Below are 14,024 nucleotides of genomic sequence, written 5' to 3'. Positions count from 1 at the left end.
ATACTATAGTATAAAGTTCATTAAATTAGGATGTGATTAATTGAAACAGAATATCAAAATGATTATGGGAGGGCAGTTTAATCTACAACTTATTGAAATTGATAGAAGAGGGACTAGGGATGAGCAGACAAATGTTGAAAAGTATTTCCGTCCATCAAATCGTCCTATTATCAATAATAGAAGTTTTAAATGGGACTTCTTTGATGGTACTTATGATACTTTACCAGAGGATCTTCTAAAAACTCCTGAAGATACAATTATTAATTATTTTAGTATCCTTAGGCAGGCTGCAAACCCTGAAGATGGGAAAGGTGCAGGGTGCGGCACCTTAGGTTATGCAAGGGGGCCTTATCCTGTTGCCTATAAGTTTTTATCATCTGAATATCAGAAAAGATTGAGTTACAATCAGTATCTTAAATCCTTTGAGAATATACTCCATATAAACTTAATAAAACTAAAAAGAATTCCTACAGATGAAAAACATCCAAATAGCATGAAATACTTTGTAGAAATTGAAACTATAGAAGGCTCAGAAAAGGATGTAGCCTATTTTGCCTACTATTATGGATATGTATATATTATGAAAGAAGGAAACCAATATAAAATATCGGATTTAGAGTTTTATGGTGAAAATTATTTATGTGCACCTTATCATGGATGGAGCTATGATGCAGAGTTTGTAGTAGATATTAAATATGGTGAATGGTGTAAGTTAGTTAAGGAGAGGTATAAAGCGCAGCAAGATGGATTTGTAAAAAGAATTTATTTTAAAGGCACAGATGGAAATGATTATCTAATAGAATTTTTCCAATTAACTAATGATACAGATATAGAAATAGCACAATATAAGAAAAATGTAAATGAAAAATGGGAATTGATAAAACTTGACCCTAAAAAGTGTTTGGAAAAAAATAATACAAATTAGGCCGAACTTTTCTTGTGAGACAAACTAAAAGCAATCTTCGAAGATTGCTTTTTCATTTGTCTTAAAACTTAAGTTAAAACCTCTAAAAGTTTAAATTTTGAATTTTACTATGGAATCATACACAATATGTCACTTGAAAAATATGTTATAATAGTAGAAAAATAGAGAAAAATTTTTAGTATACTAAAAATAGTAATTTGTCCTGTAAATTAATTTATTCTTTAGGAAATTATATTTTATATAGAAGTACAGATATTTTAGCAGATTTTTTATGTTAAGAAAGGGTTAATACTAATGGAAAAATCATTTATTGATATGACAATTAAGACATATTTGGCAGAACAATTTTTTTGTAAAGTGGCAGAGCTGGAAAAAGAACAGAATTTTTTTACCATAAATAGTAGGAGTGAGCTACCATATATTAAAATTATGACATATAACAAATGCGTAGTTATATGTACTTCTGAAGCTTTGCATTTAAAGGTCAAGGAAGCATTAACAGATAAAAACCGTGATGAGATATTTGAGTTTCCTTTTATTTATGGTCAGACAATCCACTTTATTCCGGATGTAAAAAAGGTTCAGAGGCTACCACTTCCTAAGGATTATTCTTATGAACTACTTAAAGGTAGCGATATTCAGAAACTTAAGTATATCAAAGGTTTTGATAATTCACTGTCATTTGATGATAATGCACATACCAGAGCAGATATTATCTTCCTTGCAAAAAAAGATAATGAAATTATTGGAGTGGCAGGTGCCAGTGCAGAAACAAACAGCTTATGGGAAGTAGGTGTGGATGTGAAGCCTGAATATCGAAGAGGTGGTATCGGAGCAGCACTAGTGGCTAATCTAACAGTGGATATAATGGAGCTAGGAGTTGTTCCTTTTTATTCAGCTTCTGTAACTAATATTGGATCACAGATAGTAGCAAGCCGCAGTGGATATATGCCAGGATGGGTAGACACCTACGGAAATACTCTTGATGGCAGTTCTGTCTATAATGATTTGATAAAAAATTTGGTGTTATAAAAATCCAAAGTTAATTAAATAAGAATCATAAATAAATAAATAAATTTAAGCGTCCGCCTAGATAGAGAAATCCTTCTAGGCGTTTTTGGTTATTTGATAATAGATTGTCTAATTTTTGAAAAGTAGGATTGACTCATATTAACAATCTTATTTAAGGTAATGAAATTGTTAATCAAAACAGGGGTGCTTTAGAAATAAGCAGATTAAGATTTTTGAAGTGTATTAACATGGTTGACTACGTATTATTTGACTTTCTAACTTCTCTATATATGTCCTCTAAAACGAATAAAGCAGGGCTTAAAACTCCTACGAGTCCAAATAAATACATAAATATTTCACCACCGATCATCCCGCCTATATTAAGACCTATATATCCTGTTATTAGTGAAGCAATTATTAAAATCATACTTTACCTCCTAGTTAATTCTTTTAGAAATAGATAACATTTCTTTAATAAAGAAAGTCAACTCAGACCAATTTTCAGGTGACAAAGTCATAGGAAACATCGTAAGCAGTGCTTATAAGCTTGAATGTTTCAGGAGTAGGCTTAACTGGAGAACCATTTCTTGGATCAACTCCTTTTTCAAGCGTACTTAAATATGAATGACTTATTCCGATAAGTTTTGCTGCGTCTCTAAGGCTAAGGTTAAGCTCACTTCTTCTAAGTCTTAGCATTCTATCTAAATTTCCCGTAAATTAAAAACCTCAATATAATTGTAAGGCCAAGTTTACACAATTTGAATATCTATTCTGCTGAAAAGATACAAAGCAAGAATACTTAAGAACATAATTTTAAGAAAAGTGAGGTGATTATTTAATGAAAAGGAATAAGATAAAGATAGATGAGCAATTTCGCCTATTATTTTATGTTTGACTTTCTTATTATCATAATAATATTAAATACTATTAATACAAAAGAAACTAATGCAAGAACTGTATAAACTACCTTTAATGGAAAAATCATTGATTTCCTAAGTAAGAAGTATATAAGTCCCATAATAAAAGTAAAAAAAATAGCCATAGCTAAAGATATATAATTCATTTTTATGTCTTTATTCATAATCAACTCTCCATTATATATAATTTGTTATATCCTTCATTCTAATGAAATTACTTGTAATTATATCATTTAGTATTAAGTAATTCTATATGATTTAAGATTATTCGAGGATTCTGATATTATTTCTTAGCAGCAATATTGAATGTTAAAGGCGTATTGTTTATTTAAATGACAGTTCAATATTCTTACAAAACTTAGTTTTACGGAGCCTTAAAATAGATTATCCCCTGTCTACTTGACAGGGGGTAATTTTTTCTTAAATATAATTGTGATTGACGTTCTCTTAAGTTAGCTAAACCTTTTATGAAACTTCTGATTAAAGATCAAACTTAGTAGTCTGTCTCTGAGTAATCTGAGCGCCATACTTTGAAACTAAAGAAGCACCTTTATTTTCAAATATATCCTTAGCTATGATGGTGTCCATAAGACTATTTACTTCATCTTTGCTTACACCAGCTTTAGCACCTGATATGGTTAGGTTTGACTTGTCCCCAGCAGCATTGACGAAGGTTAATGTTAGAGTATATTCCATGATTTTTCTCCTTTCTTTCAATTAAATTTGGTGGTTAAGATTTCTGCTATGCATTTACTATTTTTGATGCTTCATTTAAGTAGTAGTCTCTGGTGTCAGCACTTAAGACATTTTTGATTGCTTCAGCTACAGCGTATACATTTTCAGGTGTCGCTGATTTCTTAACTCCTGAGAAAGACTTCTTTCTGTAGATTTTTGCACCTAGCTTGTCTGTGCCACTTTCAACTTCTATTGCAAATGAAGTTGAGTCTAAAACTTTGTTTACTGCCATAATGTTTTCCTCCTTTTAAAGTTTAGTTGTAAAGCAAAAGCTTTAAGTTTTTTTGCTTTCACTTAAGATATATGCCGAAGTGAAAAAGTTTTGGGAAATTATAATATTTTTTTTCTGTAGAGTAGTTATAGATTTTTTGATTAATGTTTTTAAGCACTTTTGTTTTCATTTGAATAATCAATAACCACACCAAGTTTAGTTGAGATTATAGTATTGAGTTTATTGATTGAAGACGTTAACCCAACAATTTGTTTCTCAAGCCTTATAAGTAGATACGCACTTATAGCAACTGGAAATCCAGTGTTGGCAATTACATTTACTAAATCAGTAACCTCCATATTTAAATCACCACCTTTCATAAGGGATATATGCCGCTAGTGAAAAATTAAAGGAAATTACCACCTTCTTTGAAGATATATTCATGATATTTTTTTACTGCTGCATCAATTATAGTGCTGAGATAAGCATTAGGATCAGGATGTGCTGCTTTAATTTCATTTAGAAGCCTTGCCGTAGATACTCTAAACTTAAAACTACGAGTTATTGTGAAAGCCTCTCCATCAATAGGAGGGGTTATGCCGTTAGGTTGAGACTTAAGGGTTCTGTTATCAATAAGAGAATTTTTAAGATTGGACTTTTTGGCAATGTTTTTATCCTGGTTGTTATTTGTGAGATTTAACACGATTTTGTTATTAGCTTTGTCTTCACTTATAGAAGAAGGAGCTTCATTAATTAATGGAGCAGCAGAAGTTTCTTCACAAAAACTAAAGGTAGCAACTGGAGTACCTACTATCTCTGTTTCTATAAAGCCATTCATGTCCATCTCTTCTTCATAAGCCAAATCATCCTTGTCTATAGTGAAAGCTTTTGATTTTCTTCTAGCCATTTGTATGTCCTCCAAATTTTTTTCTAAATTATGTATCACTTCGTGATAATATTGCTGAATTATATTTTAGTTGGTCTGGTCTTTAAATATTTGAGACTAATCTATCTATAAATTCTTATATGCCTCAGCTGTATAAATTTAAGGGGGGAAATTAGTTTGAAATAGTGAAAAGACTGTGCAAACCCGCATGAATACTATATATTTACATAAATTTTTAATTTTTTAATTTTTTGATTTTATAATTAAATGATTTTATGACTATATGAATTTTTGATTTTATATTTATATAAATAAACCCTAAAAATCACGCTTAGAGGCATATATCTTAATTAGAAGAATGAAAATGCTTTATTAATTGTGAAAGAGAGGAATAGTTTTATGGTTAAGGATTCGTTATTAATTAATTCAGAAGAGGGCGGAAGCCTTGATAAAATGCAGATAGCATTAGCGATAAGAAACTCAACCTACGGGCAGGAGCTTGGCTGCTCACTGTTAGAAAATGAGGTGATAAAAGATTGTGAAGGCTGTTCCCTAAAGTATATCTGCCACAAGCTTGATGAACTTGCTGAAGACTATACTGCAAAGACAACAAAGGTCATAAACAGCTTTAGCTTTGAAGATGAATTTGGGCAAGCTGACTAAAGGTTTAATAAGAAGAAAAAGAATAGCTATATTTTTCACATCCTCCAATAAACAAAGAACATCAAATTTTAAGGAAAGGGGTGAAGATAATTGGTAACAAAGTACTTATAGATAAACTACTTCATATTAGAATTTATCCAAATAAAGCTTCGTAGAACCATCGAAAGCTTTATTTGGAGTTTAATGACTGAAGTAGTTTATCAGTTCAGAGGAATAGATAATCCAGTTCTATGTAATAAAACTAAATAATAATTCTGATAACTATAAATGGTAATAGGATTATCAAATATAGATTCTATTTGGAACTGGTTTATCTATAGTTCTTACCTTTAAGAATGAAAGCGGAGATAAAATCAATCTATCTCAAAAGGTATTAAGGATAAGTTAACAGCTGAAGAAATATCAAAGGCTATGGATGTCATAATAAGCAAAGATGCCTTCTATAGTTCTGGCGGCAAACTTATTCAGAAGTCTGGAGCTCAGATTATAACTAAGAATGTTGATGATTATAAGGTGGGGTAGAGAGGGAAAGCAACCTGAGAGTGAATGCACTTTATCGAGGAGATTAAGTGGTTCAGATCAGGTTGCTTTTTTATGTATGGGGCATATTTTTCTTGAATTACGAAGTGAAATTTAATTTTGAATAATGAAGTGTTTTAATTAATTACTAGTTTTTTAGTTATTTGACGTTAAATAAGAAAGTTACGACTTACTTCTTTTATTAGGATACCTACTAGCAAAAATAAATATAATTGTTCCAATTAACAAAGCAAGGCCTTTTAACTTTCTATTTTCAATAGATAAAAAAAGAGTCATAGTAATTAGAAGTATAATAGGTGATAATTTTTTTAAATCTATTTTTTTATCTAATTCTCTCACTTTTAATTTATCCTTTCTTTATAATTTTTTCATAATGTACGTACTAATTGGCAACATATCTTAATTAAAATATGTTCCATTCCATGATTTTATATCTATTGTCTCATCTTCATTAAGTAATGGCAAATCCTTATCTGTGATAATAGAGCTTCTCACCCATGAATCATTCTTCTTTACAATTACAATAGCTATTTTTTCTTCCACTATATCTCTTATATGGTCAATTGCTATTTTAAAATCCTCTTCATCTGTTTCTGAATAACCAAAATGCGTATGATACCAATCAAATCCAACTGTTATTTCTTCATCACAGGTTGATATCCACAAAACGTTGTCATTATTTGAAGGGGAGGGTATTTCTATTATTAAGTAAGCCTCATTAAGTCCAGAATATTCTCTAATCTGTTGGTATTGTTCAAATTCAGGGAATGTTGAATATAATATTTTAGAGAAAATCATTGAATATTCATCTAGTTGCATTTTTCACCTCATAGAATTAAATTATTAAAATATAAATGCTTTTATTATAAAATGTTCAATGTTTTGTTTATTTGTTGGTGTTTTTAACGATACTTGAACATTTCCTTCACATTTATTAAACGAAATACAATGGTCATACTTATCATTTCTGGTTGCCTCGAAAAAATAATCTTCCTTAAAAATACACCTAATTTTTTCTGTTTTTAAATTTTAATCTCGATAATACCAATTGGAATATTACGTTGTACGCTTAAGAATAACATGATGAAAAAATGCGATATTTCTAAATTCAGGTATTTCCTCTGTTGTACATTCAAGATTATACATGCTTGAAATCCAATCAGATTCATTTTTTAGTTCATTTCTTTGCAAACCAAAAAACATTCGCACACCGTATATTTTATATATTTTAAATGAACCTTCACAGTACTTTTCTAACTCATAATTATCGTATTCGTTTATTGTTCCAAAGTTTTCCGATACAGCATTTCCATTATTAATTAATTCTAATGCCTCGTTAATTTTATACTCAAACACTGCTTTTTGCATTATTTTACCCGCTTTATTGTGCTTAACAATGGATGCAAATCCATCGAGCTTTAACACACGGCTGAACTCACAAAGCAACTCTGCTCTGTTATCCAAATATTCAAAAACATTGTGACATATAATCACATCATAGGACTTGCTTGGTAATTTCCTAAGCTCATCTATCCCACCAACAATTTGGCTATACTCATTATTACAAAATCTATGTTTAATCATTTCCTCATTCGGTTCAATTGCAGTTACATCATTGTTCTTTGCAAAATAGTCAGCAGTAATCCCAAATCCACTTCCAAAATCAAGTATTCTCTTACCTTCGCAGTCTATGTTATGCCATACTAACTTATAAAACAATTTTCCCCACGGTGCATTTACCGTATCAAGATACCCATGAACATTTATATTTCCACTCATGTATTAATCCTCCCATAAAGCATTTTTTTACCAGAGTGATAATTTACTATTTGTGTAATAGACAAAGTTATTCTGAATTTTATTATAACATATTTTGTAAGTAAACTAATGATTATGATCCGGTATCTTGGGCTATAAAAATAGCCTTAGACAAGTGATACATCACTTAAAAAATTAAGACTAAGCTTTTCTTATTTATATTATATCAGATTAAAAAAAACAAACCTGTACGCAGTACAATAAATAGACTCAAGGTTATGAAAAAGTGGTAAAAGGTGGGTGACTTGTGAACAGAAAAGTAGAGTAGGATCACTAATATATGATTGTATTGGCTGTTACAATTATTAACAGGATGGAGTTTGACATTTCTTTGGAAATGTGGATATAATAGTAACACCTGCATAACATGTCCACATTATGGGTATAAAAATATTAAATGTGGCTTTGGTGAAGATGATGAAAATGGTATGGTGACTTATGGATTAAGTTATATAGATGTACCACTCATATTGAAATTTATTATTATTAAATTCTCTAACCAAAAGCCGTGAGAGTTTTAAAAATAGATTTCGGTTAGGAGTGGTATGTCTTTAAGACTGTACTAAGAAACAGGAGGATGATGTAAATGAAAATGAAGAAACTGGGGACAATTAGTATTTGCGTGGCTCTGCTATTAACAGTATTTACTGGGTGTAGCTCAAGCTCCAAATCTACAAGCACTAGCACTGCTAGTACTACCGCTAAAAAGGAAATACCTGATTTGAAGGGTGATTGGAAACAAGACAATAGCAAATCTGCCGACAGTTATCAAACTGCAACAATAAGCGGTGATACCATTGAAATTTACTGGGTAAGTGATAAAGGTAATACAAAATCACTTTATTGGGCTGGTTCTTTTGAAGCTCCAACAACAGCTGACGAACCATATTCTTGGACTTCAAAAAATGACCATACTAAAACTAAAAGTTCTTTGATGGCTTCCAATGATGATACTAAAAAAATTACATACCAAAATGGCGAATTAAGCTACGAAGCTTAAGCTATGGGAACAACTACAACGGTTAAAATGAAAAAGTAATAATAACGACGACAAAAGGTGAGGAGACTTTCGTATGTAACCTCACCAAATAAGTATACTGATATAGTTAAAATGCAATTTATTGAAATTAATTGCGCGTTTTATAGGAATATTAAAATTATAAGAACACTTGTTATTTTAAAATAGCAGGTGTTTTCTTTTTTATTATAATTGAGTGAAAAAGTGTGGTGAATTTATGGCCGAAATAGAGTTTATAAATGCATGAAATATTATATATTATTAACGCTATAGTTTACCGCAGGCCTTGAGAACCTTGTATATACGCTCATCTGATCTTGTATCATAGCCTTCAGCTCCTGTGTAGAATAAAGATCCTTTTTTATTATCCAAAGTTAAATATATATTAGGACCACCTTTGTAGAAACCACCTATATATATTTTCTCTCCATTAACTACTAGTACAAAAGCTCTGTTATTATATCCAAGTTTTTTTGCTTCATTTGAATAGTTCCTAATATGTTTTTTTAGTTCAAAGGTATGATTATTCCAGTCGTATGATTTTATATCATCTTCTGTGAGAAAAGGCTTGTAACTAAGTGTGGTGCCTTCTAAAGTGTTTCCTCCCATAGATTGGACCTCATATATAGCAAACTTGTAATTCTTATTTGGCAAGTAAATCATATCATAACAGAGGTATCCAACTAATAATGCACCTAGAAATAAATAGCAAACCCTCTTTTTTGCTTTGCTCATATTTCTCCAGCTAGCATATATTCTGCTAAGCTTGCCATTAAGCATATTATCGATTTTTCTTATTAATTTATAAAGAATATACAGAGTGATAATTAATGTAATAGGTCCAATAAAATATATCACTGGATATATGATTTGAAATAGTGCTTCCATGTAAACATGTCCCCTTTTTATATGTATCATTCATATTTTTCTTAATATTTCACATAAAGATACCGCATTATTAAAATGAGTATGCGGTATCTTTAAAATACTTATATTTAATTCTATAAAGAACTTTAAAAACAAAGAAAAAGCATGCCTTATCGCTAACCCCTAGCATTACAATAATACATAATTGCATTATAAACAAAGTCACTCAAATCTTCATCAGTGAATTGTGCAAAATAGTTTTTCCATCTCTTATCTGATTTATAGTTAATAGCAATACATTTCAATATTTCTGTATCACATGTCATAGTTTGTTCTAGGTAACTTTTCCATTCTGCGATTAATTTCTGAACCTCGTCAGAGGAAGGCTGGTTATGAATTTGGTTTGATAGCTTTTTGAATACTTTTTCCATATTGGATGCAAATTCATATGATAGCTTTTCTTTTTCCTCGGCAGATAGCTTTTCTAGGTTTTTCTCATATTCCTTGTATTTTTTGGTTTCACCATATACCACTTTGGCTTCATTTTTATATTGTTCTTGTAATGGTAAAATTGGCGAGTTATTAAAGATATTCAAATTGAATATGTCAGCTCCTGATACATAATCCTCTAATGCATTAATAACTGTAACTAGACGATTCTGTTTTGCTAATAAGGTTTGATGATGCAGCTTTAAGATTTGTCTTTGTTCTTCTTTTGATAGCTTCATAATATCTGCTATTTCTTTTAAAGATAAATCCATTTCTTTTAAAAATAAAATGGTTTGAAGTCTTTCTATGTCTTCTCTGCTATAAGATCTGTAGCCATTATCCTCTAAACGGGTTGGTCTTAATAAATTTATTTTATCGTAGAAGTGTAAGGTTCTTGCAGTTACACCTGTTATCCTTACGATATCTTTAACTGTGAAAAATTGTGTTTTCATTTCTAAAATCCTTTAATCCTTCAAGAATAATTTAAGATAGGTAAAATTTTATCCAAAGCTCAGTGCTTTATTTATCTATCTAGTTTCCTCATTTTTGTATTATATAATACTCTGTATGCTTATGCCACATAATTTTTACCATAATAAAATTCACTTGACTATGACCTTTGGTCATAGTGTAATATGAAATTCGTAATGTGAAGTTATAGGGTATTCATGGAAGACTTGATTATGTTATTTATAATTTAATATGTTATAAATTATTTTAAACAACGGACAAATTGAAATTTAAGAAAGGAAATAAAACATATGAACAAGACACTTATTGTATATTATTCGCTTTTTAAAAATACAGAAAATTTAGCATTAGAAATTGCAGTGCAGACTGAGGGTGACTTAAGAGAATTAATTCCTGAAAAAAATTATTCTTTTGATTATAATACAGCCGCTAAAGAGGTAAGAAATCAAATCTCTAGAGGATTTTGCCCAAAGCTCATATCTGCAAATGATTCAATAGCAGCTTATGACACGATATTTATTGGTTCACCTAACTGGTTTAAAACCATAGCTCCGCCAGTTTTGAGTTTTCTAAGAAGCCATGATTTTAAAGGGAAAAAGATAATTCCGTTTTGTACTCATGGAGGAGGTGGATTTTGCCAAATTGAAAATGATATAGCAAAAGAATGCTCAAAAGCTACTCTTTTACCTGGAATTGCTGTGAATGGTGGTGCTATGCCTGAAGAGGTTACAAATTGGCTAAAGTCTCTTGGATATAAGTAGTAGGAAGTAATACCATAGGTTAGACCTTTGGCTTTAAAGAGATTATAATCATACTCACAAAAAAAATACCCCATAAGGTAGACTTTTCAAAAAGTATCTACTCTATAGGGTATTTTTTATTTACCGCAATTAAGCTTAAGGCTATTTCTTTAGTTAAATAGTCACGCTACGAAGCTTCTTTTGCAGTATTTTATAGGACATATAAAAGTCTATATCTATTTTTAATATAAACATAATTACATCAAAGTATAAAAATATATGAGGATTTATGTTTCATTAGGACTAGATGCTCTTTTTATATGTCTTAATGTCTTAATAATAAATTGGACAATAACTACTGATAAGAAAATAAAAGTCCAGTTTAGAAAAGCATCTCTATATGCATTTTTAGACAGCTCACCGATAAAGCCGATACACCAAACTGTGAGAAAGATACATATAATCGAAGTTACGTACTGAACAAATAATTTTAGCCATGAGTTTTTTATATTTAAATATCTAAAGATTCCATAAAAACAAACCCCGATGAAAGTGAATATAGCTCTAATTAAGATGTGTCCATTTGTATCACTTGTTGCACCGTTTAATAGCTGCCAGGATGAACTAACTAGGGTTACTAAAGTAAAAATAACAGTAAATAGTAAAAAAGAATTAATTAATTTTTTCAATAATACAATACCTCCAAGTAAATATAGCTATATTATCTACACAGTTTCAAAATTTATACAATAATGCCATAAAAAATGTGTAAAATTTTGAGTTCTATTGAGTTTTTTACAATTAAATATTCATTTTTTACTAGTTCAATTAATTAGTGGGAAAGGGTTGTATCATTAAATCATGGAAGTGAGGCAAAAGAAATTAACAGAGAGGCTAATAAAGTAAATAGGAGGAGGTTTTTATGATTTCATTTGCACTAGATAGTTTAAAGTTTAATAAAAAGAAATATTCGATTGTGGCGTTGTTAAGTACCGTTGGTTTTAGCTTTATATATTTTATATTACAGGTGCTCGGTCATTTAATGAAAGAAGATGTAGCTTCAGATGACAATAGTTTTATAGTTTTGATGGTAGCTTTTGTAGCAGTATTCATTGTATGTGTGTATATGAGTATTTCTGTTGTTATTCATATTTTTTACAAGATGAGAAAAAATGAGCTGTATATCTTAAAAACTTTAGGAGCCAGCAAAAAGAAAATAAGAAGAATGTACAAAGGAGAACTCATCATTCTAGGTTTAATAATTAGCATCATCAGCTTCTTTGTTGGACTAGTTATTACAAATACATTCTTAAATTATTATAATATGAAAACATCAATGAACTTAGGGATGGTGGCAATATTCTTTGTAATAAGTAATTTTATTTTTGTTACTATCGGATCAATTCAATTTAAAAAAGTCTTTAAGGAACTTACTCCAAAAATTAAAAATAAGAAAAAAAAGAAAGCAAATTATATGCTTCAAGCAATAGTAGGGATAATCTTTATAGTTACATCACTATTTATGACACATCAAGAGATTACTGTTATAACAATGTTTATCGGTATTGGAATATTGATAAATCCGGTTTTATTCCTAATCATTAGTATATTGAGAGTATTGTTTGATCTTTTGAAGATTCCACATTTAAGTATTTCTTTAAAGCAGGTACTCTTTAACTTTAAAAAGATTATATCCCTCACTAAAAATATTGCACTATCCATAGCTTTGATTGTTATGATGTTTACTTTGTATCATTCTTTGAGAAGCAGTGGAGTACAGTATTCGTCAGAAAATATGAAGTTTGATTCATTAATACAGGTAGAAAATCCAGTTCAGGATTTTACAATAAATAAAGATAAGATTTTTAATGGTTTAACATTAAATGGAGAGCTTAATAAAAACAATAAAAAAGTTTTGATTGCAGGAATTAATGAGGATTATTTAAAGTATGAGAACTTAGATTTTGCTAATGGAAGCATTTCAGAATTAAAGAAGGATGGAACGGAGTTACCTTGTATAATTCCAGAACTTTTAAGAATAAATAACGGTTTTAAGATTGGAGATGTAATACAAGCTAAGGTCTTAGACAAAACCTTAAAGATTAAAATAGTAGGCAGCATATATACGTATAATCTTTCTGAAATTTATGTATCTAAAGACACTTTAAGTGAAGCCATGTTTAACACAGTTAATATATCAAATGTGTTTTATGTAAAGGGCGATGAAGCAGTTGTTAAAAATCAACTATCGAAGTTAGGTGCATCAAAGCCAGAGGTTATAGAAAGAGATACTCTAATTCAAGAATATAAAGCAGGAATTCTAAATGGGACAGAGATGGTCAAAACCTTTCTATATGTGTATTTAGCAATAAGTGTTTTCTTAATCATAAATATGTTTTTAATGTCTGTAGAAGAAAAGAGCAGATATAACGGTGCATTTATAACCCTAGGCCTTAGAAAATCTAAAGTGATTTTAATGAGTATTATTGAAGGCATTGTAACTGTGATACTAGGTTCATTACTTGGAATAATCATTGGAGGTATCTTAATTAAAGGGCTGCCTATGTTTACCTTAGCTTCTTATGGCGTAAGAGTAGATATATATATTCCTAATCAATTCTTGATGACAGTTATATTGGTTACTCAATTAATAACTATAGTAAGTATTTTAATTTTAAGTATATTCACAACAAATGGTAAGACTTTAAAGCTAGTTGGTAAGGAGGAATAGTA

Annotated in this window: 19 protein-coding genes; 7 read left to right on the top strand and 12 right to left on the bottom strand. The window is 29.9% G+C overall.

Going from position 1 to position 14,024, the window contains the following annotated elements:
* The first annotated feature begins 40 nt into the window (after positions 1 to 40).
* Positions 41 to 925, top strand: coding sequence for a hypothetical protein (locus JHL18_RS15515; RefSeq protein WP_200270798.1), 885 nt, complete (start codon positions 41 to 43; stop codon positions 923 to 925).
* Between the two features lie 294 nt (positions 926 to 1,219).
* Positions 1,220 to 1,957 carry a GNAT family N-acetyltransferase gene (locus JHL18_RS15510; protein ID WP_200270796.1) on the top strand — a complete coding sequence of 246 codons (738 nt, stop codon included), beginning with the start codon at positions 1,220 to 1,222 and terminating at the stop codon, positions 1,955 to 1,957.
* A gap of 235 nt (positions 1,958 to 2,192) precedes the next feature.
* Here JHL18_RS15510 and JHL18_RS15505 read toward each other — a convergent pair whose 3' ends face one another.
* The 7 genes from JHL18_RS15505 to JHL18_RS15475 all read right to left on the bottom strand — a co-directional run bounded on the left by JHL18_RS15505 (position 2,193) and on the right by JHL18_RS15475 (position 4,706).
* A complete protein-coding gene (locus tag JHL18_RS15505; RefSeq protein ID WP_200270794.1) occupies positions 2,193 to 2,363 on the bottom strand; it encodes a hypothetical protein in 171 nt (56 codons plus the stop codon).
* Positions 2,364 to 2,437: 74 nt separating this feature from the next.
* A complete protein-coding gene (locus JHL18_RS15500) occupies positions 2,438 to 2,632 on the bottom strand; it encodes a helix-turn-helix domain-containing protein (RefSeq protein WP_200270792.1) in 195 nt (64 codons plus the stop codon).
* A gap of 184 nt (positions 2,633 to 2,816) precedes the next feature.
* The gene (locus JHL18_RS15495; protein WP_200270790.1) at positions 2,817 to 3,017 is read right to left on the bottom strand and encodes a hypothetical protein; all 201 of its coding nucleotides are present in this window, start codon (positions 3,015 to 3,017) and stop codon (positions 2,817 to 2,819) included.
* A 316-nt stretch (positions 3,018 to 3,333) separates the two neighbouring features.
* Positions 3,334 to 3,549 (bottom strand): DUF2922 domain-containing protein, encoded by a 216-nt coding sequence (locus JHL18_RS15490; RefSeq protein ID WP_200270788.1) that lies wholly within the window; start codon positions 3,547 to 3,549, stop codon positions 3,334 to 3,336.
* A gap of 46 nt (positions 3,550 to 3,595) precedes the next feature.
* Complete coding sequence (locus JHL18_RS15485) at positions 3,596 to 3,820, bottom strand: DUF1659 domain-containing protein (protein WP_200267219.1); 225 nt, start codon at positions 3,818 to 3,820, stop codon at positions 3,596 to 3,598.
* A gap of 149 nt (positions 3,821 to 3,969) precedes the next feature.
* Complete coding sequence (locus JHL18_RS15480; RefSeq protein ID WP_200270786.1) at positions 3,970 to 4,158, bottom strand: YvrJ family protein; 189 nt, start codon at positions 4,156 to 4,158, stop codon at positions 3,970 to 3,972.
* 47 nt (positions 4,159 to 4,205) lie between these two features.
* Complete coding sequence (locus JHL18_RS15475) at positions 4,206 to 4,706, bottom strand: hypothetical protein (RefSeq protein WP_200270784.1); 501 nt, start codon at positions 4,704 to 4,706, stop codon at positions 4,206 to 4,208.
* 378 nt (positions 4,707 to 5,084) lie between these two features.
* On the opposite strand from JHL18_RS15475, the gene JHL18_RS15470 reads away from it, so the two are divergent.
* Both JHL18_RS15470 and JHL18_RS15465 read left to right on the top strand, forming a co-directional pair.
* A complete protein-coding gene (locus JHL18_RS15470; RefSeq protein ID WP_200270782.1) occupies positions 5,085 to 5,348 on the top strand; it encodes a hypothetical protein in 264 nt (87 codons plus the stop codon).
* Between the two features lie 360 nt (positions 5,349 to 5,708).
* Positions 5,709 to 5,870, top strand: a complete 162-nt coding sequence (locus tag JHL18_RS15465; RefSeq protein ID WP_338025473.1) for a DUF2922 domain-containing protein — start codon at positions 5,709 to 5,711, stop codon at positions 5,868 to 5,870.
* Positions 5,871 to 6,287: 417 nt separating this feature from the next.
* On the opposite strand, the gene JHL18_RS15460 is transcribed toward JHL18_RS15465, so the two are convergent.
* Positions 6,288 to 6,707 carry a hypothetical protein gene (locus JHL18_RS15460; protein ID WP_200270778.1) on the bottom strand — a complete coding sequence of 140 codons (420 nt, stop codon included), beginning with the start codon at positions 6,705 to 6,707 and terminating at the stop codon, positions 6,288 to 6,290.
* Between the two features lie 237 nt (positions 6,708 to 6,944).
* Positions 6,945 to 7,667: a class I SAM-dependent methyltransferase gene (locus JHL18_RS15455; RefSeq protein ID WP_200270776.1), complete on the bottom strand. Its 723-nt coding sequence runs from the start codon at positions 7,665 to 7,667 to the stop codon at positions 6,945 to 6,947.
* A gap of 625 nt (positions 7,668 to 8,292) precedes the next feature.
* Here JHL18_RS15455 and JHL18_RS15450 point away from each other — a divergent pair.
* On the top strand, positions 8,293 to 8,706 hold the full coding sequence (locus JHL18_RS15450; RefSeq protein ID WP_200270774.1) for a hypothetical protein: 414 nt from the start codon (positions 8,293 to 8,295) through the stop codon (positions 8,704 to 8,706).
* A 285-nt stretch (positions 8,707 to 8,991) separates the two neighbouring features.
* Here JHL18_RS15450 and JHL18_RS15445 read toward each other — a convergent pair whose 3' ends face one another.
* Both JHL18_RS15445 and JHL18_RS15440 read right to left on the bottom strand, forming a co-directional pair.
* Positions 8,992 to 9,612, bottom strand: coding sequence for a hypothetical protein (locus JHL18_RS15445; protein WP_200270772.1), 621 nt, complete (start codon positions 9,610 to 9,612; stop codon positions 8,992 to 8,994).
* A 155-nt stretch (positions 9,613 to 9,767) separates the two neighbouring features.
* On the bottom strand, positions 9,768 to 10,532 hold the full coding sequence (locus tag JHL18_RS15440; protein WP_200270770.1) for a MerR family transcriptional regulator: 765 nt from the start codon (positions 10,530 to 10,532) through the stop codon (positions 9,768 to 9,770).
* A 309-nt stretch (positions 10,533 to 10,841) separates the two neighbouring features.
* Between JHL18_RS15440 and JHL18_RS15435 the strand changes: the two genes are divergently transcribed.
* A complete protein-coding gene (locus tag JHL18_RS15435; RefSeq protein WP_200270768.1) occupies positions 10,842 to 11,312 on the top strand; it encodes a flavodoxin in 471 nt (156 codons plus the stop codon).
* 266 nt (positions 11,313 to 11,578) lie between these two features.
* Here JHL18_RS15435 and JHL18_RS15430 read toward each other — a convergent pair whose 3' ends face one another.
* Positions 11,579 to 11,980, bottom strand: coding sequence for a DUF6608 family protein (locus tag JHL18_RS15430; protein ID WP_200270766.1), 402 nt, complete (start codon positions 11,978 to 11,980; stop codon positions 11,579 to 11,581).
* A gap of 233 nt (positions 11,981 to 12,213) precedes the next feature.
* Here JHL18_RS15430 and JHL18_RS15425 point away from each other — a divergent pair, with 233 nt between their 5' ends.
* Positions 12,214 to 14,022 (top strand): FtsX-like permease family protein, encoded by a 1,809-nt coding sequence (locus JHL18_RS15425; protein ID WP_200270764.1) that lies wholly within the window; start codon positions 12,214 to 12,216, stop codon positions 14,020 to 14,022.
* Positions 14,023 to 14,024 lie beyond the last annotated feature (2 nt).

It is taken from the genome of Clostridium yunnanense, from assembly GCF_016595795.1.
Taxonomy (GTDB): Bacteria; Bacillota; Clostridia; order Clostridiales; family Clostridiaceae; genus Clostridium_AR; species Clostridium_AR yunnanense.
This window is presented reverse-complemented; position numbering and strand designations above follow the sequence as displayed.

Coding starts and splice junctions, on each gene's coding strand:
- JHL18_RS15510 (WP_200270796.1), top strand. CDS start 1,220: ATGGAAAAATCATTTATTGATATGACAATTAAGACATATTTGGCAGAA.
- JHL18_RS15505 (WP_200270794.1), bottom strand. CDS start 2,363: ATGATTTTAATAATTGCTTCACTAATAACAGGATATATAGGTCTTAAT.
- JHL18_RS15500 (WP_200270792.1), bottom strand. CDS start 2,632: ATGCTAAGACTTAGAAGAAGTGAGCTTAACCTTAGCCTTAGAGACGCA.
- JHL18_RS15495 (WP_200270790.1), bottom strand. CDS start 3,017: ATGAATAAAGACATAAAAATGAATTATATATCTTTAGCTATGGCTATT.
- JHL18_RS15490 (WP_200270788.1), bottom strand. CDS start 3,549: ATGGAATATACTCTAACATTAACCTTCGTCAATGCTGCTGGGGACAAG.
- JHL18_RS15485 (WP_200267219.1), bottom strand. CDS start 3,820: ATGGCAGTAAACAAAGTTTTAGACTCAACTTCATTTGCAATAGAAGTT.
- JHL18_RS15480 (WP_200270786.1), bottom strand. CDS start 4,158: ATGGAGGTTACTGATTTAGTAAATGTAATTGCCAACACTGGATTTCCA.
- JHL18_RS15475 (WP_200270784.1), bottom strand. CDS start 4,706: ATGGCTAGAAGAAAATCAAAAGCTTTCACTATAGACAAGGATGATTTG.
- JHL18_RS15470 (WP_200270782.1), top strand. CDS start 5,085: ATGGTTAAGGATTCGTTATTAATTAATTCAGAAGAGGGCGGAAGCCTT.
- JHL18_RS15460 (WP_200270778.1), bottom strand. CDS start 6,707: ATGCAACTAGATGAATATTCAATGATTTTCTCTAAAATATTATATTCA.
- JHL18_RS15455 (WP_200270776.1), bottom strand. CDS start 7,667: ATGAGTGGAAATATAAATGTTCATGGGTATCTTGATACGGTAAATGCA.
- JHL18_RS15450 (WP_200270774.1), top strand. CDS start 8,293: ATGAAAATGAAGAAACTGGGGACAATTAGTATTTGCGTGGCTCTGCTA.
- JHL18_RS15445 (WP_200270772.1), bottom strand. CDS start 9,612: ATGGAAGCACTATTTCAAATCATATATCCAGTGATATATTTTATTGGA.
- JHL18_RS15440 (WP_200270770.1), bottom strand. CDS start 10,532: ATGAAAACACAATTTTTCACAGTTAAAGATATCGTAAGGATAACAGGT.
- JHL18_RS15435 (WP_200270768.1), top strand. CDS start 10,842: ATGAACAAGACACTTATTGTATATTATTCGCTTTTTAAAAATACAGAA.
- JHL18_RS15425 (WP_200270764.1), top strand. CDS start 12,214: ATGATTTCATTTGCACTAGATAGTTTAAAGTTTAATAAAAAGAAATAT.